The sequence below is a fragment of the Paenibacillus sp. S-12 genome (assembly GCF_030363895.1).
Taxonomy (GTDB): Bacteria; Bacillota; Bacilli; order Paenibacillales; family Paenibacillaceae; genus Paenibacillus_B; species Paenibacillus_B alvei.
Window position 1 is genome coordinate 150,807 of the sequence record NZ_JASIUF010000022.1, and the last position, 26,447, is coordinate 177,253.

22 protein-coding genes are annotated in these 26,447 nt (G+C 46.2%); 5 read left to right on the forward strand and 17 right to left on the reverse strand.

The window, feature by feature from the left end:
• Positions 1-33 precede the first annotated feature (33 nt).
• From NO352_RS20670 to NO352_RS20680, 3 genes are all read right to left on the reverse strand, one after another.
• Positions 34-585 (reverse strand): TlpA family protein disulfide reductase, encoded by a 552-nt coding sequence (locus NO352_RS20670; protein WP_289356670.1) that lies wholly within the window; start codon positions 583-585, stop codon positions 34-36.
• A 13-nt stretch (positions 586-598) separates the two neighbouring features.
• A complete protein-coding gene (locus NO352_RS20675; RefSeq protein ID WP_289356671.1) occupies positions 599-1,114 on the reverse strand; it encodes a MauE/DoxX family redox-associated membrane protein in 516 nt (171 codons plus the stop codon).
• An 801-nt stretch (positions 1,115-1,915) separates the two neighbouring features.
• On the reverse strand, positions 1,916-3,205 hold the full coding sequence (locus NO352_RS20680) for an NCS2 family permease (protein ID WP_005545045.1): 1,290 nt from the start codon (positions 3,203-3,205) through the stop codon (positions 1,916-1,918).
• A 680-nt stretch (positions 3,206-3,885) separates the two neighbouring features.
• On the opposite strand from NO352_RS20680, the gene NO352_RS20685 reads away from it, so the two are divergent.
• On the forward strand, positions 3,886-5,322 hold the full coding sequence (locus tag NO352_RS20685; protein WP_289356672.1) for an erythromycin esterase family protein: 1,437 nt from the start codon (positions 3,886-3,888) through the stop codon (positions 5,320-5,322).
• Between the two features lie 107 nt (positions 5,323-5,429).
• The gene (locus NO352_RS20690; RefSeq protein ID WP_268599049.1) at positions 5,430-6,866 is read left to right on the forward strand and encodes an erythromycin esterase family protein; all 1,437 of its coding nucleotides are present in this window, start codon (positions 5,430-5,432) and stop codon (positions 6,864-6,866) included.
• Positions 6,867-7,001: 135 nt separating this feature from the next.
• Here the strand turns inward: NO352_RS20690 and NO352_RS20695 are convergent, their stop codons facing one another.
• The 3 genes from NO352_RS20695 to NO352_RS20705 all read right to left on the reverse strand — a co-directional run bounded on the left by NO352_RS20695 (position 7,002) and on the right by NO352_RS20705 (position 10,839).
• Positions 7,002-8,789, reverse strand: coding sequence for an MASE4 domain-containing protein (locus NO352_RS20695; protein ID WP_289356673.1), 1,788 nt, complete (start codon positions 8,787-8,789; stop codon positions 7,002-7,004).
• Positions 8,790-9,072: 283 nt separating this feature from the next.
• Entirely contained in the window at positions 9,073-10,536 is a 1,464-nt protein-coding gene (locus NO352_RS20700; protein WP_289356674.1) for a DEAD/DEAH box helicase, read from the reverse strand.
• A gap of 81 nt (positions 10,537-10,617) precedes the next feature.
• The gene (locus NO352_RS20705; RefSeq protein WP_005545053.1) at positions 10,618-10,839 is read right to left on the reverse strand and encodes a YwbE family protein; all 222 of its coding nucleotides are present in this window, start codon (positions 10,837-10,839) and stop codon (positions 10,618-10,620) included.
• A 173-nt stretch (positions 10,840-11,012) separates the two neighbouring features.
• On the opposite strand from NO352_RS20705, the gene NO352_RS20710 reads away from it, so the two are divergent.
• From NO352_RS20710 to NO352_RS20720, 3 genes are all read left to right on the forward strand, one after another.
• On the forward strand, positions 11,013-11,498 hold the full coding sequence (locus NO352_RS20710; RefSeq protein ID WP_268599046.1) for a hypothetical protein: 486 nt from the start codon (positions 11,013-11,015) through the stop codon (positions 11,496-11,498).
• Between the two features lie 209 nt (positions 11,499-11,707).
• Positions 11,708-12,583 carry an SDR family oxidoreductase gene (locus tag NO352_RS20715; protein ID WP_289356675.1) on the forward strand — a complete coding sequence of 292 codons (876 nt, stop codon included), beginning with the start codon at positions 11,708-11,710 and terminating at the stop codon, positions 12,581-12,583.
• A gap of 208 nt (positions 12,584-12,791) precedes the next feature.
• Complete coding sequence (locus tag NO352_RS20720) at positions 12,792-13,748, forward strand: cation diffusion facilitator family transporter (protein WP_005545059.1); 957 nt, start codon at positions 12,792-12,794, stop codon at positions 13,746-13,748.
• Between the two features lie 389 nt (positions 13,749-14,137).
• Here NO352_RS20720 and NO352_RS20725 read toward each other — a convergent pair whose 3' ends face one another.
• From NO352_RS20725 to NO352_RS20775, 11 genes are all read right to left on the reverse strand, one after another.
• Positions 14,138-15,223 carry a LacI family DNA-binding transcriptional regulator gene (locus NO352_RS20725; RefSeq protein ID WP_289356676.1) on the reverse strand — a complete coding sequence of 362 codons (1,086 nt, stop codon included), beginning with the start codon at positions 15,221-15,223 and terminating at the stop codon, positions 14,138-14,140.
• A gap of 112 nt (positions 15,224-15,335) precedes the next feature.
• A complete protein-coding gene (gene ebgA / locus NO352_RS20730; protein ID WP_289356677.1) occupies positions 15,336-18,410 on the reverse strand; it encodes a beta-galactosidase subunit alpha in 3,075 nt (1,024 codons plus the stop codon).
• A gap of 327 nt (positions 18,411-18,737) precedes the next feature.
• On the reverse strand, positions 18,738-19,313 hold the full coding sequence (locus NO352_RS20735; RefSeq protein ID WP_268599042.1) for a putative ABC transporter permease: 576 nt from the start codon (positions 19,311-19,313) through the stop codon (positions 18,738-18,740).
• Between the two features lie 94 nt (positions 19,314-19,407).
• Positions 19,408-20,061, reverse strand: a complete 654-nt coding sequence (locus NO352_RS20740; RefSeq protein WP_268620341.1) for a hypothetical protein — start codon at positions 20,059-20,061, stop codon at positions 19,408-19,410.
• Positions 20,062-20,320: 259 nt separating this feature from the next.
• Positions 20,321-21,421 (reverse strand): AI-2E family transporter, encoded by a 1,101-nt coding sequence (locus NO352_RS20745; protein WP_005545067.1) that lies wholly within the window; start codon positions 21,419-21,421, stop codon positions 20,321-20,323.
• Between the two features lie 129 nt (positions 21,422-21,550).
• Positions 21,551-21,955, reverse strand: coding sequence for a DoxX family protein (locus NO352_RS20750; protein WP_005545069.1), 405 nt, complete (start codon positions 21,953-21,955; stop codon positions 21,551-21,553).
• 97 nt (positions 21,956-22,052) lie between these two features.
• Complete coding sequence (locus NO352_RS20755) at positions 22,053-22,901, reverse strand: M56 family metallopeptidase (RefSeq protein WP_005545071.1); 849 nt, start codon at positions 22,899-22,901, stop codon at positions 22,053-22,055.
• A gap of 4 nt (positions 22,902-22,905) precedes the next feature.
• The gene (locus tag NO352_RS20760; protein WP_005545072.1) at positions 22,906-23,319 is read right to left on the reverse strand and encodes a BlaI/MecI/CopY family transcriptional regulator; all 414 of its coding nucleotides are present in this window, start codon (positions 23,317-23,319) and stop codon (positions 22,906-22,908) included.
• 77 nt (positions 23,320-23,396) lie between these two features.
• A complete protein-coding gene (gene cls, locus NO352_RS20765) occupies positions 23,397-24,848 on the reverse strand; it encodes a cardiolipin synthase (protein ID WP_289356678.1) in 1,452 nt (483 codons plus the stop codon).
• A gap of 69 nt (positions 24,849-24,917) precedes the next feature.
• Entirely contained in the window at positions 24,918-26,174 is a 1,257-nt protein-coding gene (locus tag NO352_RS20770; RefSeq protein ID WP_289356679.1) for a GerAB/ArcD/ProY family transporter, read from the reverse strand.
• 54 nt (positions 26,175-26,228) lie between these two features.
• Complete coding sequence (locus NO352_RS20775) at positions 26,229-26,447, reverse strand: hypothetical protein (RefSeq protein ID WP_040735615.1); 219 nt, start codon at positions 26,445-26,447, stop codon at positions 26,229-26,231.

The following is a 26,447-nucleotide window of genomic DNA, read 5'->3' on the forward strand; positions in this document are numbered from 1 at the left end:
ATTTTACGTCAGCTTTATTAGATCAATCCCAAACTATGAAGCCTCTAAAAATCCCAACCGTAAAAGCAGTTCAAGATCCCCTTTATTCACAACACCTTTATAATTGACCGTACCATCAGGTTTTAAATAATATCCGAATGGGTAAATGGAACTTTCCAGAATACTTGCATCCTTTGCAGATAAATGAGAGGTAGGTACATCATTCAAATCATATTCACTAAGCATTTGCTTTACGTTAGTAATGGAATCGGAAGCGATAAGTAAAAGGAAATTGATGTGCTTATGTTTTTTTACGAATGTGTTTAATGTGGGATATAAACTTTTACATGCATCACAAGTTATTGAAGTAAATAACACAATCGTACCTTTTTTATCCAAATCAACAATATTAAATGCTTTCTCGTCAAGAGTTCTAAAGTTCAAAATGGGAAATACGGTGTTGTTTGGAATTCCTCTCTCATTTTCATGAAGATAGTCTTTGCTTTTTCGAATAAGAGCTTTTCTGTAGATCGTAATCGTCATATAACTATTTATAACGACAATCAAAAATAAACAAATGTATGAGAACAAAAATACATTAGACATGATCCTCACCTACTTATACAGCGCTTTTTTTATATAAAATTATTAAAGAACATAAGCTATACAAAACAATGACTAAAAAAGAAAAGATAAACGCGAAGACATACTCTTGAACAGAAACAATTGCTGGTATCGATTTGCCTAGAATATTTCCTGCCATAAGAATGCAGTTCATAATAAATAATACACTCAGTTTAATTATTGTATTAAAGCCCAATTCCTCATCAGTCAGTGATCCGAAGCAATTACACTTGATCTTTTTATACTTAGCTTTCCAAATCGCATAGCTAAAACAAATTAAAAGAACATATATAAATATTGATCCCATTATTGTATAACCTGGTATGAACAAAACCATAAATGTAGCCAATTCGAAAAGCGGGATAAAAAATGCAACAAACTTTGTGATTCTTTTACCTAAGTCAAGACTCTTCAAGGTCTTTTCAAAACTTTTTATATTCATCAGTTTAATAGCACCTGAGAACAAGAAAATTGTTCCCAATAAAACCTTTACGATAAACAATTCACTCATTTTACCCCCCCTTTAAAATATAGGTATTTTTTTCCACTAAGTTGATTTTAAACCGGCACCTATAATTTGTCAATAACCGGGATAATTTGTAACATCAACACCTGTATTTGGTTCTAAGACTTCAATTCACCACTCTACAATACCCAAAAATTTTAAAATTATATATTGACTACCATTTTATTTCCTATATACTGGAATTTAGAAAGGATGGCTAACTTGATTTTCTTTTTCATAATTTCTCCCAATCTTTTCTAAAGAAGTTAACGTAGTACAATCAAGCTCACTGAAGGAGGTGAAAACATGGAATTCAATCTTATGGGTTCTGCATCTTGCGAAGAGGTCAAGTTTTGCGATTATGAATGGCCGTGCGATGCAAGTTATGGTCCTAATAGGTATCATTCTAAAACAGTAACGATATGCATACGCCCAGATGGAACCACCAACACCGGTACTCCTTTTTATCAATGTCAATGCTAATCGTAATACGTAGACATTGTAATTTGAGCTGCAGCATGCCGTACATAAATCAAATACATGTCGAGAGTGGTCAAGCTTTTGCTATAAGCTGGCACCGGTGCTAATTCCGTTGCCAGCTTATCTAATTTCTTGAAAGTCTTTTATCTCGCTCTAATCGTTATACGTTCAAACATTATTCTGAAAAATTATGATGACTTACATAATGCAGTATCAAAAAATGTGCAAACATTGTCTAAGTAAACAAAAAAACAATCTCCAGAATTTGATTATGGAGATTGTCCGTTTAGATAATTTGGGATGTTTTTAGATATTCTGTAAACTGCTTTAATGTGCTGGGAAGAAAACCATTTGGATGGCGAAGATAACGCCAAAAACGTATAAGATCGGATGAACTTCCTTGCCCTTGCCGCTGAACAGCTTCATAAGCGGATACGTAATAAAGCCAATCGCAATACCTGTAGCAATGCTGGATGTCAGCGGCATGCTGATCAGAATGGCAAATGCCGGGAACGCCTCATCGAAATGCTTCCATTCAATACGCGCTAATCCGTCCATCATGAAGCAGCCAACAATAATAAGCACCGGTGCGGTAATCGCCGGCAAGGATGAAATCCCTGCAATAATCGGCGAGAAGAATAATGACAAGAAGAACAATCCTGCTACAACAGCGGAAGTCAAGCCTGTACGACCGCCCGCTGCAACACCAGCCGAGGATTCAATGTACGCACTGGACGGTGTTGTCCCCATCAAGGAACCGGCTGTAGTCGCAAGTGCATCTGCCATCAAAGCCTGCTTTGCACGGGGAAATTGATTATTCTTCATCAGACCTGCCTGCTCCGCTACCCCTATCATCGTACCCGTTGTATCGAAGATCGTAACGAGCAAGAAGGCAAATACAACCGTATAAAGACCGTGAGTGAATACCCCTATAATATCCAGATCGAACAGCACTGGTGCAGTAGGAAGAGCAACAAACCCGTCAAACTTCATCAAACCCATAAAATAGCCGATGATCGCTGTAGCTGCCATACCGATGAACAAAGCTCCCTGTACTTTGCGAGCCATTAGGATTAGCGTGATAAACAACCCCGCTAAGGTCAGCACGGTTACTGGTTTATGCAAATCTCCGAAGGCAACCATAGTCGCTTCATTCGGCACTACAATACCGGACGATTTCAAGCCTATGAACGCGATAAAGAGACCAATCCCTGCGGTAATGCCGAACTTCAGTGAACTTGGAATCGACTGGATGAGTGTTTCCCGCAGCTTCGTAAACGTTAACAGCAAGAAGATAATACCAGCTAAGAACACTGCCCCAAATACGACCTGGTAGCTGACGCCTTGTGAAGCTACTACAGAAGCGAAGTATGCATTCATCCCCATTCCCGGTGCTACAGCAATCGGATGATTTGCGAACAAAGCCATATATAACGTACCGATAATAGCCGAGATCACTGTTGCAGTAAACACTTGCTGGAAGGGAACTCCAGCACTCGACAATATCGCTGGATTCACGACAACGATATAAACCATCGTTAAGAACGTTGTAATACCCGCCGTAAGCTCTGTGCGTGCGTTCGTTCCATTTTCCTTCAATTTAAACCATTTTTCCATTGGATCAAGCTGCTCCTTTCATAAGCAACAAAACTTTCACTTAGGCATCTTATTAGAAAGGCGATTTTTTGTCAATGAAATTCTCCATTTATTCGTTTTTGGGTCACATTTACTCCTAGATCACCTACGTACTCCCTAAATTTTCTACACAAAACACGAACATTAACAGCATAACTGTTATCCCTGCCATGCCGGTATCCCCATTTTTATCAACCATTTCTACACCATGGACTGCTTTCTATCCCCCGCCTCTTCCCTCAGCGATATAGGCTAGGTAGATCAATATTTCCTAATGGTTAGTATGCCTATAATGGAAGGTCCCGCATTCTTCGAATGTTGTTTTTTCAGAAATCATCCGACAAAATTTGCTTTCATAGACACCATTCAACCGCCTATTTGCTCCATTCGCCAGAAAGGGAACGCTTTTCAACCTAAATATAAGGCAAGCTTCATTCGCCTGAGATAGGATAGGAACATCACCGATACGAGAGGAGTTCAAACGGATGAACAAACAGCAAAGATGGGATTGCAAGCACTGCTGTTCTTTAGCGAAGCCTTGCTTGCCGTATATATAATCAAGCATATGACTTAACCCAGTTGAACTACGAGTTTGTCCTATTTCCCGGAAAATAATATCAATTCACATATGCATTTCATCTAAATTATGAGGAGAGAAATTAATGAGAACATTTACTACTAACTGGAAACGGAAAAGCATTCACGTCCTTTTCGCCTCTGTCATTGCTCTAGGAACGATGCTCAGTTGGCAGCCTGTCGCGTATGGACAATCAGCACCGGCGGCGTCCATGGATGCGCAAAACAAAACAATTTCTGGTTCAACCTCCAATCAATTTACAGAAGAATGGCATCAATGGATCAAAAATAACGCATACGCACTAGAGTCCATACTGCCTGAGCAAACCAAAAACGGCCTCATTGCTAGTGACCGCTTCAAAGACCTGGACATGCTGAAGCCGCTGCTGTCGGATAAGCGCATTGTATATTTGGGAGAAAGCTCGCATGGCGTCGGAGAATTCAACTCTGTCAAAGCACGGCTTATTCAATTTCTTCACCAAGAACTCGGCTTCAATGTCGTCGCCTTCGAATCTCCGCTTGGCAATGCAGCAACCGCCTTCGGCAGTGCAAAGACAAGCACGGCTAATCAACTGATGAAGAAATCAGTGTTCCCGCAATGGTGGGCCAAGGAAACGACCCCATTGTTCCAATACATTCAGGAGTCGCAGTCGACTGACAATCCAATTCAGCTTACTGGATTCGATATGCAGTCTTTGGGCCCTTTCTTGAACGGTGAAGTGTTGAAAGATCAAGACCTGGCGAAACGTTTAGCAGAAACAGAGAAGAAGCTGTTCCAATGGGGAAATACCGATGACCTCGCAGCGTATTCGGCAATTAAACCTGACTTACAGAAACTCTATAAGGACGTTAAAGGAAAAATTGCAACGAATGAGAACCAATTGAAAAAAATGTATCCTGACAACCCGCACATCGTCGCGATGGTAAACCGGACATTGGATGATCGCCTTCGCGTTGTGGATGAGTATATTGAGTTGTCCATTAAGGCGAATGTGGCTGCGCAAGCAGGCGACTATGCGGTAATGACGAAGATGATGGAATGGCGCGATAAAGCGATGGCCGATAACCTGCTCTGGCTCGCAACCGAAATTTACCCAATGGAAAAAATCATCGTCTGGGGCCACAATGCCCATATCAGCAAGGCGGAATCTAAAATGGAGCAATCATTCATGCCTGTGGCAGGCCGTTTTATGGGTGAAATCATGCAGGATTCGATATTTGGACCTTACAGCTATACGATCGGCCTTTATGCAGGAAGCGGAACTACGCATGACAATATGGGCGAGCCGTTGGCAATTCAGCCTCTGCCGGCAAGCTCGATCGAGTCCATTATGAAAGCGGCCAATCGGCCATATTCCTTCGTTGATTTGCGCTATGCAATGAAAGGTTCCGGGACATCGTGGATGGACGAGCCGCGTACCGCCCTCTACTTCGGGTTATTGCCAGAGGTATTCGTTCCGCGCGAGCAGTACGACGGCATCCTTTACATTGACAAGGTGCAACCGCCAACAACAACTAACTAAATGCAACTTATAAATTATTAACTTGGATTCGTAAATAAACAGCAGCCGTTAAACGGACGATTGCAGACAACGCCGCTGCGACACATAAAATCTGGAGGTCAAATTACATGAAATCGCAAAAATTAAACTGGAAACGCCAGAGCATGTCCTTGGCTCTCGCTTCCGTTATTGCACTCAGCACACTGCTTTCTTTCGGAGTAGTACCTGTATATGGGCAAGCTTCGGCTGACAAGCAAGATGCGCAATTGGATCAAGCACGCACCAGTTCACAAACACGTGACGATTGGAAGAAGTGGCTGAATGACAATGCCTTCTCTATTCAATCGATTCAACCTGAACAGACTGGATTGGACGCATATATTGTGCCTGAGAAGTTTACCGATCTTGAAGCATTGAGGCCGTTATTGCAGGACAAGCGGATCGTTTATTTAGGTGAAAGCTCACACGGGGCCGCACAATATAACTCTGCCAAAACACGCCTCATTCAATATTTGCATCAGGAGCTTGGCTTTAACGTCATTGCCTTCGAAACGAATTTGGGCAATGCTGCTGGCGCTTATGGCAACGTCAGCTCGCAATCGCCAATTTCCACGATGAAGGACTCTATTTTCCGCATCTGGCGTGCACAAGAAACAGTGCCGCTGTTCCAGTACATCCAAGAGACGAAGCGCACAAAGAAGCCGCTTACGCTGGCTGGCTTCGATATGCAGGCACAAGGTATCATGTTCTCTGCTGACTGGCTGGGTAATGTGAAGCTCGCCAAGCAGTTTCGGGAGACCGAATTGGCACTAAGCGAATGGGCAAAGAGTTTAGATCTTGAAGGCTATCAGAAGGTGAAGCCTCGCTACCTGAAGCTGTATGAGCAAGTGAAGACTGCGATACCGAAGCGCGAACAGGCGCTGCGCAAGCAATTCCCGGACAATCCGCATATCGTACAGCTTGTAGAACGCGCAATTGATAATCGGATCCAAATTGTTCGCGAATATATGGAGTTGACGATTAAAGCAAACCCATATATGGAAGGCAAGTCTCTTGATTACATGTCCATGATTCAATCATGGGAGTATCGCGATCAGATGATGGCCGAAAATTTGGTATGGCTTGCTGACCATGTATATAAAAATGAAAAAATCATCGTATGGGCCCATAACGGACATATTAGCAAAGCACATTCGAAAGAGTTCGGTATTACACTGCCGCTTCGCAATATGGGCGAGATTATGCAGACAACCAAGTACAAAGACCAAGGATATGTAATGGGCTTATTCTTGGGCAAAGGGAAGAATGCACATGTCACGCGCGAGATCTTCGACGTGCTGCCGCCTATGCCGCACTCTGTAGAAGAAATCATGAGCAGCTTTGGCAAATCGTTTTCCTTCATCGATATGAGTCATGCGCCAGCAGTTCCAGGCACGACTTGGATGTTACAGCCGCTGACCTCGTACGTAACCGGCATTTCGCCAATAAGCAGCATTCCGCGCGAGCAGTATGACGGTATATTGTTCATCAATGAGGTAACACCTCCAACTTATTTAGAAAAGTAAAATTAGAGTTAGAGTCTCAAACCTTATAAGAAGACACTGATCCCCCTTTTGAAGCTCAAAACATAAAGTACTGATTTGACTTTTTGATAGCAAAAAGAGGACGCTTTCGCGTCCTCTTCATTATTTTTTCTATTACTATGGTGTTGCGGAAAGAAGGCGATTCCGTCCCAATTGCTTGGCACGGTACAGCTCAGTATCCGCTTTTGCCACTAGCATATGCGGATCAGAATCATGTACATCGTCAATACTGCATATCGCAACCCCAAGCGAACAAGTGACAACACGGCTCACCGAAGAGGCCGCATGAGGAATCGCGAGCAACTCTACACGCCTTCGAATTTGCTCCCCAATAAACTCTGCCTTGCGAAGTTCAGTCATTGGCAATATGACACCGAATTCCTCCCCGCCATATCGAGCTACAACCGCGAGCGGCGGCGTAACCGCTTCCTGAATCGCCCGGGTTACCTTCTGCAAGCATTCATCCCCAGCTAGATGACCGTACGTATCGTTATAACTTTTGAAATAATCAACATCCAGCATGATCAGTGCAAGCGGACTCTTCGCTCGCTTCACTCGTTCCAACTCCTGGATCATCATCTGATCGAAATAACGGCGATTATACACTCCAGTCAGTCCATCTGTATAGGAAAAGTCCGTTAAAAGCCGATTCGCCATTTGCAGCTTCTTGTTCGCTTCTTTCAACTGCTCTTCCGCTACAATCCGTTCTGTTACATCACGGAAATACACCGATATCCCATTACGAGATGGAAATACGCGATACTCCAGCCAGCTTCCATGAAGCTTGTCGAGCTCCGTAAACTCCGCAGGTTCCCCCTGTTCCATCACTTGCTGACACAGCTCGTATAGCTTCGTCTGCATCAAGTAGGGATTGATAGCCCAAATGGAACGTCCTTTCACGACTTCAAATGAGAACCCCAAATACTTCTCTGCTTCCTTATTCAAATACGTATAGTACCACTGCTTGTCCACGGCAAGAAAAGCATCGGTAATGCTGTCGAGAATGACTGCAATTTGTTCCTGAGACTTGCGCAGCGCCCGCTGAGAATGATGGAGCTTCACATTAAGCTGATTCATCTGATAGAAAAAGACAAACAGGACGACCGTTGCTGACAGTAACGAGTTCACGCATGCTGTATACCAGCCGAGCGTGTATCTCTCCTCTGCTAACAAAGTGATCGTCACATCCAAAAAGAAAGTGAACATGGATACAAGCAACCATAGGTGCAGCAATCTCTTTCCACGTGTTACAACATACAGATACACAAAAGACACAAGATTAATTATCCACACTATGGGGCCTACCCCTGTTGAAAGGAGGCGATCATAGCCACTTTCCATACTAAGCGCGGGCATCCATTCACGCTCTCTTGTCAATATATAAGTAATTCCTCCAACAACCAGCACCACAAAAATAAACGTCATAATGGAAGCGATCCTATCCTTGCGTTCCGATGACGAACAGTATCCCTTTCGTATACTTAATGTATACAGCAGAATCCCCACTGGAAACCCCGCATGCCAACAACCCCAGAACCATACCGAAGCCTGAGTGGCATCGTACAGGAGCCCGTTGTCACTGAATACGCCTGGGAAAGTCAAAAGATGCGGAATCATGATAAGACCCGTGAAAAAAAACGTTCCCGATAAGATCAAGATCGGCTTATAGCCAGTTGCACGAAATTGAATGTAAAGCAAATGCGAAGTCATGAAATCACCGAACATATTCCATGCTATAAAGATTGGGAAAAAGGAAGTTATTCCCCATAGTGGCGTTGATGCATACGGTATGACCACAAGAGTGCTAACCAGCGCAACCAAGCCGATAGTCAAGGCTATCCGTTTCTGTTTGGGCACGGTCGGTGTACTAATTAAGCTTGTCAGTGGGTCTCGTATGCGATGCATTGATGCTCTCAACCTTTCCGCCTATCGCTTGTCTCATCATGTCTCATTATTATTACCATAGTAACATATTTCTGTAGGAAGGCTGGCTCAATTCCTTACAAATAAAAGGAAATTCAGCATCCTTAACGCCCAATATGATTATGATTTGTGTCTTTGTTACTATATAACAAGATTGGCCTGCTGTTGAAACATATCTCTTCACAGCCAAAAAAAGGCTGCCCCTCTTAGGAGGCAGCCTTTCTTATCGCAACTGTTCTGAACCGAGCAGTTCATTATCGCGGCTCTATCGAGAGCGACGACCGCCAGAGCGACCGGACGAGCGGCCACCACCTTTTCCGGAGCGCGCACCCGCTTGGCCTCCCCGCTCCTGTCTCCCAGTACTCTGGCTCGACTGAGAATTACGTCCCTTTCCGTGTCCGTCACGCGAACTGTTGCGACCGCTCTGACCGCCATTTCCAGCTTCTCGGCGTGAACCGCGGCCACCAACATCATTTCCTTGCTTGCCTCGAGAAGCATTGCGACCGCCTCGACCTGCACCTTGGCCGCGAGAATCCTGCTTGTCGCTGCGAGCTCCACGGCCAGCGCCACGACCGCTATGTTTAGAACTGCGACCGCTATCTTCCTGCTTGCTGCGACCCGAACGAGCGTCACCGCCGCCAGCGGCCTGTTCACCATTCTGGTCACGGCGCTCCAGCTTCTGCCCAATGCCGCGTTCAATCAGTTCTACAGCCATTCGGTCTCTAGGCGATGCAAACGTAATGGCGATCCCCTGTGCACCGGCACGTCCTGTACGCCCAATACGGTGAATATAGCTCTCTGCATCCTGCGGAACATCATAGTTAAACACATGCGTAATGCCTTCTACGTCCAATCCGCGTGCCGCAACATCCGTCGCAACCAGCAGCTGCATCTTCACATTGCGGAAACGTTCCATTACTTGCTCCCGCTTCGACTGCGACAAATCGCCATGCAGCTCGTCCGAATCGTAGCCCAGCTCAAGCAATTCCTCATTCAGCTTGCTTGCCCTGCGCTTCGTACGGCAGAAAATGATTGCTTGGTACGGGCGGTGCTCATCAATGAGCTTGCACAATGTCGCCTGCTTAGCACGATCCGTCGTTTGCACGACAATCTGCTTCACATTCTTCACTGTGATGCGCTCACTTTGCACATGTATGTCGATAGGACTGCGCATGAAGCGTTCAGCCAAGCGACGTACATTCGCTGGCATTGTCGCGGAGAATAGCAAGGTCTGGCGATTTGTAGGCGTTTGGCGAATAATTTCTTCAACTTCGCCCAAGAAGCCCATATGAAGCATTTGATCCGCTTCATCCAGCACCAATGTCTTTACCTTGGATAACGAAATCGTCCCGCGTCTCAGATGATCGAGCAACCTTCCCGGCGTCCCGATCACAAGCTGGCGACCACCCTGCAGCTTTCTCATCTGCCGCTCGACATCCTGCCCTCCATACACCGCGAGTACGTTCACGCCCTCATATGCTCCGATCAGCTTCTTCGCTTCAGCCGTAATTTGCAAAGCGAGTTCGCGTGTCGGTGCAACGATAAGTGCCTGCACATGTGTGGAACCTGCATCAATGCGCTGAATGATCGGCAGCAGGAAAGCGAGCGTCTTGCCCGTTCCCGTCTGTGCCTGCGATACGACATCCTCGCCGGATAGAACGACCGGAATCGTTTCTGCTTGAACTGGTGTCGGCACTGCAATCCCATTTTGATTCAATGTGTGTACCAATTGTTTCGTGATTCCTAATTGCGCGAATCCTCGTTGATTTAAGCCCGTCAGACAGGCCACCCCATTTCTGTATAGTCAGGACTAGCCTTCGCCCTGTAATGATGTATGAATGATCGATTTCACCCGGCCAACTTGTCCATCCTGCAGGCGCACTTTAATGCCATGCGGATGGAATGGCGAATTCGTCAGGATATCCTTTACGATACCTCTTGTCGTCTTGCCTGAACGCTGATCCTGCTTCAGCACAATATCCACTTCAAGGCCCGCATGTATATGCTTCCGATGCTGTCCATTCTGTTCCATCAAGTCACTGCTCCTAACTTCCTTATCCTTCATGCTTCCTCGCAATTGACCCGATTGCTTCGCCATCCTCGCTTCAATCGAATGACTGCGGTATCCACATATTATACACGGAAACGTCCCTATGGTATAATGGACCATCAATATCGATTCCATCGTATAATTCAGGAGGTAACATGCTGACGTTTGAACAGAAACTAGCGGTTATCGAATCGTTCCCAGAGCTGCAGCGCAATAACGTGTCATTGGGACGAGTGAATTTCCACTATGAAGACAGCGTTGTGGAAAAGAAAACTGTTGTCTATCACCTGCATCCGAACGGCAACGGCTTTGTCTATGCCGGCTATGTATCTGGTTATGATACGGATGCCAAAGGCATGGTCAACATCCGCGAATACTCGGAAGAGGAGCTTCGCAAGCTGATTCAGGCTTCTATTGATTCCATGTCGCCAGCTCCTCTTGAGGCAGACATTGCCGAGGAAGAAACAACAGAAGTCAAGAAAGTACGCTATATCAATGACAACAACGAGACATTGTGGCTTGAATATGACTTTGAATTGTGGAACATTTATGCGGGCGAAAGTCTGGAAATGACCTTCGAAACACGCGAGGAAGCTGAAGAATATTTGCTGGAGGAAGGCTTCTCACCTGCAAATTCATAGCAGCCAGTAAGTGGGAAAGCAGTGCCGCACTAATCGGGCAGCAGCTTTCCCTTTCCTTTATGCCTCATGCCCTTAGCATTACAATCGTGCATTGCCTCCACCAACACATCTTTTCTACTTACATTCCTAGATTAAAATAAGCGTAAAACATACGATCTGCCCATATAGGTATTATCGTAAGTCATTTTTCATAAAAGGAGCATTGATTCATGACTTCTCCCTATTATTCGGAGCCAATTCTTAAGCAAGGCAAGCAAGCAGTAGCCGTTGTTACTGGATCTTCGAGCGGATTTGGCCTGCATACGTGCATTGAACTGGCCCGTTCTGGGTATCTCGTGGTGGCGACCATGCGCAATCCGCAGCAGTCCTCCCGCCTGCTGCAAGAAGCGGAGACACAGGGCGTGAAGGACAGAATCAATGTACAAGCGCTCGATGTGACAGATACGCATAGCATCGCATCCGCTGCACAATATATCCTGTCAGCATATGGAGGCGTTCACGTTCTCGTGAACAATGCGGGATTCGCGATAGGCGGCTTCATAGAGGAAATCAGTATGGATGAATGGCGCGCCCAACTCAATACCAACTTCTTTGGTACGGTAGAGGTAACCCGAGCTCTGCTCCCTTATATGAGACAGCAAGGAAGCGGAACTATCATCAATGTGAGCAGCATCAGTGGTCGATGTGCTTTCCCCGGGTATGCTCCATATGCCGCTTCCAAGTTTGCTGTTGAAGGATTCACCGAATCACTTCGTATGGAAATGCTCCCTTACGGTATATATGCCGTTCTTGTTGAGCCCGGCTCCTATCGGACAGATATATGGTCAAAGGGATTCAACTCGATTTCATCTCGAGAAAACTCCCCCTATCAGAGCTACTTGAAGCATATTCTCCAATACTCCGAGAAGAATGCGGAAAAAGCCCCGCCACCTCATGAGGTAGCGCGTCTCATAGCCTCAATAGCCAATGATCCGAAGCCGCGGCTTCGATACACACCCGGCTGGAGCCGTGCAGGAATGGGGCTGCTTCGAGCAATGCCTTGGAAATGGTATGAGCGCCTAATCATTTGGATGCTGCATCGATAAAGGCGTATCTAACGCCGTTAACACGCTTTTGAAGCTCAACGCTGTTAACACCTTCCCTAAGCATGAAAACAAGGATTTACAGTAATAATGAATATCAATTGTATTATCCATAAAACGTCCATTTGAGAATGAAGGTAGAAATGGATACAATACATCTTGCCTAAATCGATAGGCACATCTATTTATTCTAACAAAAGGAAGGTCCCTTATGAATCATCACGACTACCACCATCTCAATCATGTTAAGGAACAACTAACGTCGAAGCGTACTTTATGGATCACGTTGGCTTTGACCTTGTTTTTCACCATTGTTGAAATCGTGGGCGGGCTTCTGTCCAATTCACTCGCACTCCTATCGGACTCGGCCCATATGATATCTGATGTCATCGCATTAGGACTCAGTATGGCGGCGATTTATATGGCCACACGCGAGCCGAATCAGCGATATACCTTCGGCTACCTCCGATTTGAAATTATCGCATCCTTCCTAAATGGGTTGGCCCTTATTGTCATAGCCATCGGAATTGTTATTGAAGGGATCAAGCGGATGATCCATCCACAAGATGTCGATTTGCAATTGATGCTTATTATCGCGACCATCGGACTGGTCGTGAACATTGTCCTTACACTTGTGTTGAGCCACAGCATGAAAGAAGAAGAGAACTTGAATGTAAAGAGCGCCTTGTGGCACTTCATCGGCGATTTGCTTAGTTCGGTCGGTGTCATTTTATCCGCTATTCTCATCCATTTCACAGGGCTATATATTTTCGACCCACTCATTAGCATGGTAATCGGGGCTATTATTTGTACAGGCGGCGCCAAAATCATTCGAGAATCCCTCCTCGTGTTAATGGAGGCCGTGCCCGACAAATATGATTTAGAGCAAATTCGAGCGGAAATGAACCAAGTGGAGGGAGTGGAAGATGTCCATGAACTGCATCTTTGGGCTGTATCCACCGATCACTACTCACTAACTGCGCATGTTTTCATTCGTGAGGATATTCAGCCATTCTGCGTCATCTTGGCCATTAATCATATGCTCAAAGCGAATTATGGCATCGAACATACGACGATCCAAATCGAACATCCAGCCATGCATGATCATGGGGAATATGGCAAGCAATTTTTACAGCATATTGAGTCAGCTTCTGTTAAATCGGTATGACACAGCCATTTCATTCGGGACATCCCAACATCCATAGCTGGGTTAAAAAAAGCTGCTGAGCCTTTGCTCAGCAGCTTTATGATCATAAGATAATGATCAGCTAACTTCTTCGTTAGCTGTATAACGAGAATGATAAATAAACGAACCAGGAATCAACTTCATCTGTTCGATAATATTATAATAGGTTGCTTGATCGATCATGTACACATAAGCCCCCGGCAAATCCAGCTCTTCTGCGCACTTATCCGTAAATTCAGACAGCCATTCCGCCTCCTGCCCAGCGGCTTCTTGCGGTACGTCAACGACTACTCCATATAGATAGACCCCATATTTTTCGGGGTAATGCTACAACTGCTTCTGAACTCGCAGTATTCATATCATGTATACGCTTAGCGCAGTCTGGAAGCTGGCCCACAGCTCTCCCGTACGATAAGCTCAGTCGGTATCATAACCTTCTTGCCAATACTCCGCTGCTTCTCCAAACGCTCCATCATCAGCTCAAGCGCCGTATCTCCGATACAGTCACTGTGCAGTCTGACCGTTGTAAGCGCAGGGGTCATGAATTGGGCAACCGCAATATCGTTGAAACCAACCACACTAATATCCTCAGGAACTCGTAATCCCTGCTCCTGAATCGCCCGAATCGCGCCAATTGCCATCGAATCATTCGCAGCTAGAACTGCCGTACAGCCCCGTCCAGAAAAAACGATCAGTTCCTTCGTCAATCGGTACCCATCTTCTGCTGAGAAAGTCCCGACACGCACCAAGGACGAGTCGAAGATTCCAGCTTCCCTCATCCATTGTTCGTAGGCTGTCTCGCGCCGATCGGCTGTCGAAGCTCCATCAAGCACATCTCTTCCGCCTACGTAAGCGATTCGTTCATGACCCAATGCACGAATATGAGACAGTGCCTGTTCTACCGCATCATGCAGATCAACCGTGACAATGTCCGACTTGCGATCCCAAGGGACATCATCCACATATACGATAGGTGAAGCAGACCGCTGAAGTTCATGGAGTTGTCCAGATCCAATTGGGCCTACCACAATGTATCCTGATGCGGTTGCAGCAGGATGGGAGTGTTCTCCCTTCTTGCCAACCTCTATAAGCTGGACGCCTCTTTCCCGAGCTGCTTCTTCTATTGCGAGCCGTACCGTTAAATAATATGGATCGTTAAGCTCCTCACTCTTGTCATAGGTCATGACAATTCCGATCGTCTGTTGACTTGCCCTGACTTGCACAGGAGCAGGCGGTTCCGCTATCGGTGTAGGTGTAGGCATCCATATCTCTGGCTCCGGCACCTCCATCGTCCGCTTCTTCCGCTTGTACTTGTTATAGCCGAGTTCTTCTGTCGTTTCCATAATGCGGCGCCGAGTCTCGTCGGATACCGACAACGTCTCATCGAAGTTGAGCACGCGAGACACCGTGGATATCGACACACCCGCCCGCTCCGCGATTTGTTTAAGGGTAGCCATTTCGCCCTCCAATCGTTATGCGTCGCTGCAATCGTCATCCGTTTTGTTGTTGCATGTCCTTACGATTGTACTGTATTCTTGCCCAAAAGCATAGAGGAACGCCCGCCGTCTGCTAGTTCCGGCGCAGTGTTTCCTTCGCCTTCATCACATCTGATATTTCCTTATTCGAGTACACAGACAGCTTGAGATTCAGCTCGAACGGCTCAAATCCATTGCGGTATTGGCTTAGCTGGCGCTGGCCGCAAGAATTCGAACCGAGCCCATTCTGCTTCGCGTCGAGATGAAGCACGATGTAATCCCTCTTCTGCAAGTCAATCGGATGCTTAGCTGCATCCAAATCCTGAACTTCATAATAGGAAGCGCTGAAATCCATCTTCGGATACGCAACCGCCAGCAAACCTACTCCATAGCGATCTGCTAAGCGTACCCAGCGGCAGTCGGTATGATTTCCGTTTTCCTGTGGGTGCACATAATTCGTGAACATCTCATCCACCGTCCGCTCGTAGATGCCGAACAGGCTCGCCTGCTTGGAATCCGCATACGACTCTCCCGGACCCCTACCATACCATTTGCCGTTCTCACAAGCAGCGCGTACGCGAAGCTCCACGCCAACACGTGGAATCATCTCCGGCGCCTGCTCCTTCACGCCCCCCGGCTGGCCGCTTACATCGAGCAGCACATCGCCGTTCGGATAAATGCGATAATCATAGCAGGAACGGTAATGCCATGCAGCATTCGTTGTCCCATTCAGCACAGACACCTTCACGCGAACGATTTCGCCCTCCTGTGTATAAGTAAATCCCTCTACAATTTCATGCATTACATGCATAAATGACTTGTTCCGATAATCATCCACTACATACATATCATTGTCGATTGGCGCACGCCAGAATTGCAGTTTCGGCCCCTGCTCCACAACGGTAGTGCCATGATAAGTCCATGAAGTCATGCGGCCCTTGACCGTATCAAAGCCAATGCTGAAGTCTTCACCGCGTACAATGAGTTCACAATGTCCCTCTTCCATCGTAAGCGTGCCGCTCGGCTCAATATACAGCAATTCTGCAGCAAGCGGCAAGCGGAATTGCGCCGTAGCCAGCTCATGTCCCGCTTGTGCCCAAGCACAGTCTCCCTTCAACGTATAAGAAAGATTCACATAGTAATCCGTGCCCGGCTCCGGCGCGAAATCAAGCAAGTATCCCAGCTCCACTTCCTTGCTCGTACGTGCAGCGATACCAGTAATGTCTGCCTCGCCTGTTTGCAAAATACAGTCATCCTTCATGACTGAATATCGCAATGCCAATTGATCGAGCGATGCAAAGTCATACTTGTTGCTTACTTGGATTAAACCGCGCTGCAAGTCAATCTCGTGCGTATGAACTGGCTCAATCACTTTCTTATATTCCAGCAGCCCTGGAGAAGGTGTGCGATCTGGCATCACAAGCCCGTCGATACAAAATGCTCCATTCGTCGGGTCATCGCCAAAGTCCCCGCCGTAGCGATAATAGACACGTCCTTGCTCATCTTCCGTACGAATGCCGTGATCGCACCATTCCCAGACGAATCCGCCCTGCAGCTTGTCATGGGCATAGAATAAATCCTGATACTCCTGCATGCTGCCTGGTCCATTGCCCATCGCATGAGCATATTCACACAGAATATGCGGCTTCGTGGAATGATCAATAATATGCTGCATTGTCTTGCGCTCCGGATGCTCGAGCCACGTATACATCGTCGAATATACATCCGCAATGTCCGTATCTCTGTCCCCTTCATAGTGAACAAGGCGTGTTGGATCCATTTCCTTCGCACGAAGTCCCATCGCTCTAAAGTTACGGCCGTAGCCCGACTCGTTGCCTAATGACCACATAATGATACAAGGATGGTTTTTATCCCGTTCAATCATTCGTTCTATACGATCGACGTAGGCCCTCTCCCATGCCGGATCATCCGTAATCCAATTGAAGTTGCCTGTCAGCTCAAAGCCATGGCACTCCAAGTCCGTTTCGTCGATCACATACATTCCGTATACATTGCACAACTCATAAAGGCAAGGTGAATTCGGATAATGCGCCGTTCGAATCGCATTAATATTGTGCTGCTTCATTAGGCGGATATCCTTCTCAATATCATCACGCGATACGACACGACCTGTGATCGGATGCGCATCATGACGATTTACACCCTTCAGCTTAATCGCCACTCCATTGACCGTGAATGTGTCGCCCTTCAATTCAACTATACGGAAGCCGACCTGCTGTGGAATAACCTCAATTACGTCATCCCCATTCTTCAATGTGAAGAGAAGCGTATATAGGTATGGTGTCTCTGCACTCCACAGCATTGGAGCCGCAATCGGAACCGCTGCAGTGACGCGTTCGCCACTAGGCATTTCGCCGAATGCTACCTGCTGCCCTGCGGCATCCAACAATTCATAGGCAAGCGTATGCCCCTGCTTCGTGCCACGAATGTCCGCGCTTATTCGCAAAATCGCATTCGTATAAGCGGAGTCCAGCTCTGTTACCACCGTAAAGTCTTCAATCCCCGCAAGGGGCTGGACATACAATTCTACATCACGGAATATGCCGCTCAACCACCACATGTCCTGGTCTTCCAAATAAGTGCCGTCTGACCATTGATAAACCCGAACACACACCTCATTTTGCCCAACTTCCACATAACTTGTGATATCAAATTCGCTCAGCAGTCTGGCTCCCTTGCTATAACCCACTTCCTGACCGTTCACCCACACATGAAATGCGGAATCAACACCATGAAAGCGCAAAATCACTTGTTGATTGTCCAACCATTGTGAACCGATCGCAAAGGTTCGCTTATATATTCCTGTCGGGTTATCAGTCGGTACATAAGGCGGATTAATCGGGAAGTTGTACCACAGATCTGAATAATGCATTTTCCCATAACCTTCAAGCTGCCAATTACTTGGCACCATAATGTCATCCCAGTTCGAACAATCAAATGTTGGCTGCTCAAATCCCGGCGGTGAATACTCAGGCGCTTCCAAATAAACAAACTTCCATGTTCCATTCAAGCTCTTCCATTGATGTGCATACTTAGGCTCGTCTAATAATGCCAGCTGTCGATTCGGATACGAGCGAAAGTACGCTCTCCCCTTCATACGGTTACAATTCGTAGCATCCACATTTTCCCACTGTTTCATTACACGCATAGTACGTCCTCCTGACCACGGGGATTCCTCAGACGAACGACATTCCATTCAATCCACTTTACCATTCGTTCAGACTGAGATTCGGAATAATTGCACCCTCACTTTCTTGATAAAATTTTACTTGATTCAAGTAAAACAAACAATCATTTTAGTAAAATATTTTACTCCCACTTTTATTTTTTACTAATCACTTCGACGTGCTAGTAAAACTTTTAGTAAATACATGATTTTCCTGAAAATTGGATGATATCAACAAAAATAAGAGCGAAGACGATTTGTCTCCGCTCTGAGTTTGCATTCCATCTAGTTTTTTGCCTAAATTTTTGCTTAGCTGCGACTGCTTGCCATTGCTTTGCCCTCACGTCTCCTTGACCATACAGTCCAAGCCATATCTACCCAGAAATAAATGACGAACATGGGGCATACCATATTCCAAATTGCCGCAACATGGGTATAGCTTATTTTCAGCAAGGGATGCAATCCGTACACAACAGCGAGGGATAGGAACATCCAGCATATGGAGAAGGAGAAACAAACATGTCCATGAAGCTGCAGGCGATAAGAAGAGTAGTCCCACCATTTGCGATAGAACACCTTCTCCAGCAGCCAACCGCTAACGTATTCGACAAAAGTCGGGATAAGGAGGCATAGCAGCAGAAGGAGTCCCAAATGGGTTCCTTGTTCAGCATAAGGGAGCAGGAGAAGGGGGGCAATGCCATACATCGGCTTAAAGGGCCCTTGGAGAAAACCATCCTTCCAGAAGCGTCCTGTTGTGACCTTACTGTATAGGTTCTCAAGCAGCCATCCTCCAAAGGAATAGACCATAAAATAAAAAACGACAGCCAATGCATCATTGGCCGCCGTTCCTGTATACTGCAGCGGAATTGGCAATTGAGCCGCCATAACGCATAACCTCCTTATGCCTGCTTCTAGCGGCATATTTCAAGCTACCCGTAGTATGGTTGTATTCCGCACCACTTATTCCCTATTGCCTTGATTATTCAGCTATGATGAGGCTAGCGTGTGACTGACCAGGAAGGGAAAAAGTCATCACAAGAGAGTGGAATACCTTCACTTGCTGTCCTTCCTTCAGCTCAGAAGCCTTCAAGACAACCCCCTGCTTGTCCGTAATGAACGTATCTTTCGTTACATTTAAAATTACATCATTGTTGATGTTGCCATCAGCTTCTACATCAACATGAATTCGGGCATTCACTTCACCCTCAGTGTTCGTTACTTTGAGCACTTTGCCCGTCTTGACTGCCGTTTCACCTTTGACAACAATCTTCTCTGCACCTACTGTGCCCGGGAAGCTCATCATCATAACCGGACCATACTGAACCTCTACGACAGCTCCTTCTTTCAGCACATCCTTGCTGACCGGCTGGCCTTTATCGTTCACGATAACAGTATTGTCGTGTACATTAATATTCAAATATTGCTGTCCACGAAGAACGAATCTATGGCCGTCCCCCGACTCAATAATACCTTGTGATGTCACATGCTCTTTCGGCAATGTCGAGCCCTCCTCTACTGGATGAGATGACACAACATAACCTTGAATAGTCTCTGCAGCTGCTGCTCCAGCGAACGGTACGCTCAGCACCGCCATAATCGATGCAATTGCCAAGCCTTTGTTCCATTTTTTCATTGCAATTCCTCCTCTAATCTCTTGTTGTTATGGGCACACCTATGTACCAGCTTCTTGATGCCTGTAAGATTATTCGGTTTGTCTTCATAGACGGAGGAGGTATGCATAATGTTGCATAAAAAAAAATATTTTGAGTATGTAATCAAAGATACATGTATCGTATAGATACTAAAAACCCCAAAAAACCTGCCAACCACTAATAAAAAAGGTACCCGCGTAAGAGCATCTATCTGCTCTCTCGGGCACCCTTGCTTTACAGCTACTGTTCCTCTATACGACGTTGAACGAAGGAATCTACCGCCGCCTTAATAACCGCAATAACTGGAACGGCAATGAACATTCCTAGTATGCCGCACAGACCGCCGCCTATAATGATGGCAAAAATAATCCAGATGGGTCCTATCCCCACTTTGTTCCCTACGATTTTCGGACCAATATAATACCCATCGAACTGTTGAACAATGAAAATAAACAACGTTATCCAAAGCGTCTGCTCAGGCGATACGAACAGTGTAATAATCCCAACAAACACCATCCCCATAAACGGACCAAAATAAGGAATAACATTCGTTACAGCAACGATCAAGCTGGACAACAGCGCATACGGCGCTTGAATGATAAGAAGCCCGATGAATACGATACTGCCTACGACGGTTGCATCCAAAATGACGCCTACAAAATATTGCGAGAAGATCATGTCCATTTTTCTTACAAAATCAATGACGCCTTCAGCCCGTTCCTTCTTGAGCAGGCCATGTAGGGTACGCTTCGCGCCTGTCCCAATCTTCTCCTTGTCCTTCAGCAGGTAAATCGACACAATGAATCCGATAACGAGATTCAACAGCGCAGACGTGAAGGTAAACAGACTGGACAGCAAGTTGTTCAGCATCAGCTTCAGAAAGTCGCTTATTTGACTGGATAGAGAGCTAAAATGCTCACTGATGCTGCTCGATATTCCAGATTGAATGAACCATTCTTTACTCAAGACATTTGCCTGCAGCCACAGCTTCGTGCCTTCCATATAGATTGGCATATCCGCCAACAGCGTGCTTACACTCTCTATCACCCTCGGTGTAATAACCGTTATGAGCAGCACAATAATTCCGAAAAATAACGTATACACGGCTATGATGCTAATAAATCGCTTCATTTTTGTTCTAGCCAACAGCCGCTTCTCCAAAATATTAACAAGCGGACGTAGAAGATAGGCAATAAAGCAAGCAATAAAAAATGGCGTAAGCATAGACAATAAAGCTACAACTCCACTGAGAACATAACCCATATTGTCAATGAGCTTGTACACCAGCACTGCAATGGTGAATAGCCCCAAATAGCGCAGTGTTCTTCGATTTTTGAGCATGACATCCCCCTGGTTGCTAATTCATACACGTATAGACTTAGTATAGCGAATTTCACGAGAAATGAAATAAATATGGAAAAAAGCATCCCCTAATCCACGATTAGAGGATGCTTTGCATGCTGCAAATGCTTATTGTTGTGCTGCTCTTCCACGACGGAACAGAATGCGATCAAGAGAATAATCGGCACCGCCGCTGACAACCAAGTACAACGACATCGCTGCAAGAGCGATTTCGAACTCATAGCCGCCTGCAAAGCCCATTTGCAGCTTCACAGTGAAGATTGCCACGAGCATAATTACCGTGAATGCTGCACCAATCCATCTCGTTCCAAGACCAACGATGAGTAAAATGCCTCCTACCAGCTCAATGGTTGCCACGACATAACCCATAATCCCCGGAATACCCAAGCTCTCAAAAAAACCTGCCGTGTTGTCCAGACCTCCCTGGAATTTTTGCAGCCCATGGATAAAGAAAATGAGCCCCAGTGCAAGCCTGATAATAAGTGAACCTACCCCTTGATTTAATGCTGACATCATACAACGCCTCCTATAAGATTAGAATGGATTATTATTAACATGAATATGAAAGAAAACAAAAACTACGTTGTGTAGTGTAAAAATGTAAAAAAAATTAGGGCATAGCAGCAAAAAATAATAAACATAAAGCAAGTAACACTTGCAGGGACACAATTGCAGGCGTAAACGGCAGCTTCATCGGAATATCTGTCTCTGGTTCGAGCAACTGGCGAATTCGATAATTAATGGATGTATCTGCAAATGAAACATAAGCGAATGGCATGCGCGGCGTCTTCCCTTGCTTCAACATCTTGAGAAGCGCACTCCCTAAATGAGCTGCTGTTCCTAGACGCTGAATCGCATAGTGGTCTGCCAACACCTCGCGAATGATGTTATACTGCTGCTTCGACCATCTCATAATCGGCATGTACCACATGACCGAAGCGAGAAGAGACAGCACGAACATCCGCAATGGATCTCGATGCATTTGATGGAAGGCCTCGTGGTGGACAACCGCCTCTAGCTCATCCTCATCAAGCAGTTCCATCAAGCCAGTCGATACAATAACGAGCGGCGACCACATCCCCATCGTGAAAGCGATAGGCGAAGTATGCTCGATGATCATCATTCGTTTCTGGCCCTCATTGAACCGGGCATTCATCTGCTGCGTAAGCTCATTATTTCGACGCCCGAGCAGCTTCCGATATGCGTTGCGGGAAAGCAACATTTGTCGGACGAACAGGAACGGGACACTGATCAGCGTACAGAACACATAGGCATCAAGCACATAAATGAACTTGGACAAACCGTAGTTCTGCATAAGCGTAGAGCACGCCTCTACGAGATTGAAATGCAGTTCCCATCCCGCAAGCACCTTCATCGCATACATGACCATTTGGCAGAACAACACGGCTGCAATTAGAAGCATCGAACTGAAAATGAATGTAGATCGATTTTTCCACATTGTTTTATTTATCCTTTTTCAATTGCTTGATTTTTTGTTCCAGCTTGTCGAGCAGTCCCTCGTCTACATCCTCCAGGGCATCAAGCATGTGGTTTACAACCAATGGGCCGAATTCATCCATCAGTTCATGCGTGAGCTCCTTGGATTGCGTGTCGAGAAAAACATCCCGTGACAGCACCGGTCGGAATAAGGAAGTCCGTCCCTCCGTGCGCTTGACCAATATCCCTTTGTCTACAAGTCGGTTCATGACGGTCATGACTGTGTTAAAGTTGATGCATTTCTCAGCCTCAAGCTTCTTTTGCACATCCTTAATCGTCATTTCCGAACCTTCCCATAAGACAGTCATGACTTTGGCTTCAAGCGGCCCGAAGAAGCGATTCAGTCCACTCTCATGGAATTTGAAATTATGAATTTTCATCGTGGAATTCCTCCCACTACGAATTGTAGTGTGATATCAGCCTAATGTCAAGTATGTCCATAATTAGGTATCCCAAATTACAAAATAGGCGACACTAATCGTGCAAGCGACTCTACAAATCGGTAACGAATTGGGCGCTTCCGATATGTATTCCAATGCAGTTTTACCGATTCCTTCATATCCTGCTCGTACAGCTTATCTAGCTGCTCTGCTGTAGCTCTGTCATAGAGAAATGCATTAATTTCGAAGTTCAAGCTGAAGCTGCGATGATCCAAATTCGCAGTACCTACGGTAGCGGCCAGTCCATCTACAACCATCGTTTTAGCATGGAGGAAGCCCTTCTCATACCAATAACACTTGGCTCCTGCACGAAGCAGTTCTCCAACATAAGAATTCGATGCCCATTGCACAAAACGGCTGTCCCCCTTCTTCGGAATCATAATGCGCACATCGACCCCGGACTGCACAGCAACTTTAAGTGCAATAAGCACACTGTCGTCAGGCACTAAATAGGGGGTTTGTACATAAATTCGCTCCTTGGCTTCAAAAATCAGCTTAAGCAAGGCATTGCGAATTTGCTGCTTGTCTGAATCTGGACCGCTGGACACAATCTGTACAGGTGTATTCCCTGTATGCATTGGTGTCGGGAAGTATTGCTCGCAAAAATGAATATACTGCCCTGAGGCTGTGGACCAATCGAGCAGGAACTGTCCCTGAAGCCGATGAACGGCTCCGCCTTGCAGCTCGAGATGCGTATCCCGCCAATGTCCGATTTTTGGATCAAGACTAACATATTCATCGCCGATATTAAATCCGCCAACGAATCCGACCTGCCCGTCAATAACGGCAATTTTCCGGTGATTGCGGTAATTGACACGTAAATTGACATAGGGAATACGAGAAGGGAAAAAACGATAAATCTGTGCTCCTGCGGCATGCAAATCAGCAAGCGCCTCATCCTTCAACGCGGGCGATCCGATGTCATCATACAATAGTCGTACCTCCACTCCATTCGCAGCGCATTCCGTCAGGGCATCAATAATTCTCCGTCCAGTTGCATCCCCAGCCAGCTTGTAATACAGCAAATGAACATGATTAGAAGCACTTTGGATCCGCTCGACCAATCGATCCATCATGTCGCGGCCATCCGCAATGACTGTCACTTCGTTGTTCTGTGTCAAGGGAGAGTAACTGCTGACCAGATTCATATAAATAAGGGGTTCATAGTGTTGCACGACCTCATTCGCATAGGCAAATGTCCCTTCCTCAATGCAACGAACCTGAGAGGCAATTTCGTTCCGCACAAGTCGTTCCGTTCGCGGCTTAATCCGATATACCTTCCTCCGAGCCAAGTTCTGGCCGAACAGAATATAGAAGATAAAGCCGATAAACGGAAGCAGCAGTAACAGCATAAGCCATGCCCAGGTCCCCCCTACGTTGCGCCTCTCCAAGAAAATCACGACAGCCGCAAACAACAAGTTGATAATCGGTATCCAATGTCCAGCTAACTCTAATAGATGTGACCACATAGATTAAGCCGCTCCTGTCCATGATAATGACTCCATTGTACCACGAGCAGCGTTGCGCCATTCATACCGTTAACGTTCGGGGGGCGTAGTCTGTCCGCTGCTTGGAAGTACAGAGGTAGGATCATCATCCATCGGTATAACGCCTGCCCCACCCAATAAAGATGAATTTGAAGCATCCGCAGCACCCGAAGCTTGTTGAGAGCCATCATCGTTCAGCGATAGATTGTCGTTCGGCTGCTTCGAATTGGATCGATAACTATCAACCACTAGCAAAATTATAGGAAGCACAAGTCCTGGCAGCACAGCATAGGTCGCCCAATGATCAAGCAGCTTGTCCAAGTAGGCCGTATTTGGAATGAACAGGATCGACCATGCCACAACGAGCATTCCTAAAGGGAAGATAAGGAATCGATGCTCAGATAAGCGAAGCGAATGAGCAAGTCCAATTGCCGATGCATAAAGCAGGAGCACGAGACGAAAGTAGGTTGTCAGAAACCAGATGACAGCCATCACCGCTTCAAGCCGCTCCAGAAAATTGCCGAGACTAATCTTTTTAGCGAGGGCATAGCTTGGATACATATGCCGGGCCGTATTATCCGCCCCAATAACAAGGATGGACAGCAGCGTCGTAATTATTAAGAAGGTGCCGCCAATGATGCACCCCCATAGGAGCGCACTCGTCACCTTATCCTTCCGCTTCACTGTGGGAAGAATGAGCAGAAATACAGCCAGATCCAGAAAGGGAAAGCTGAAGAAGGTTAGTCCCCCGCGAAGAACTGGGATCATTCCACGTTCCAATACCGGCAGAAGCTGCTTTACTTCGATTTGCGGCACTACGAACAAGACAAAGCAAATAAAGAGCAGCAGCACCCAAGGAAAAAAAATTTCGGCTCCACGCACAAACACTTCAACGCCAAGACTGGCTCCGAATATAATGACGAGCATAAAAAAGATATGGATTGCCTCTATCGGCGTTTCCGGCATAATTTGCATCGTAATGAAGTCCCCGATATTCCGCAATGTGAGTGCGGCTGTTGTGAGCGCAAATCCGATAATGAAGCAGAGCGCAACTGTCTTCCCCAGTATCTTGCCAAGAATGGATTCGCAATACTCCGCTAAGGATTGATTCGGATATCTTCGACATAGCGCAGAATAAATGGGAACAACGAGCAGGCCGAGGCCCAAGGACACTAAGGCGGACAACCACGCGTCTTGCTTCGCTTCCTCTGCTAAGTTTGAGGGAATAATCAAGATCGCGCTCCCGATAATGAACAGTGCCGTCAAGATGGTCAGTTGACGCATACTAATTATGGATTTATCCTTCATCGCCTTATCACTTCCTTGTGCCCTGTCGCAACAGCGAGACTCGTCATTTTTCCGCTACAAAAATTTTCGCATAGGCTTGAATATGAGCATCAGCAAATCCATGGGATTCGGTATCTTCCAATTCATCCCCACCACCACCCCGAACCCTGCAGCGATGATCAGCATTGTCAACAGTACCCATCGTTCCTTAACTAATTGCCGCTGCTTCATACGAGGAGATTGGAACAAAAAGATGGCTGACGCAATGATTACACATCCTATACTCGCCCACAC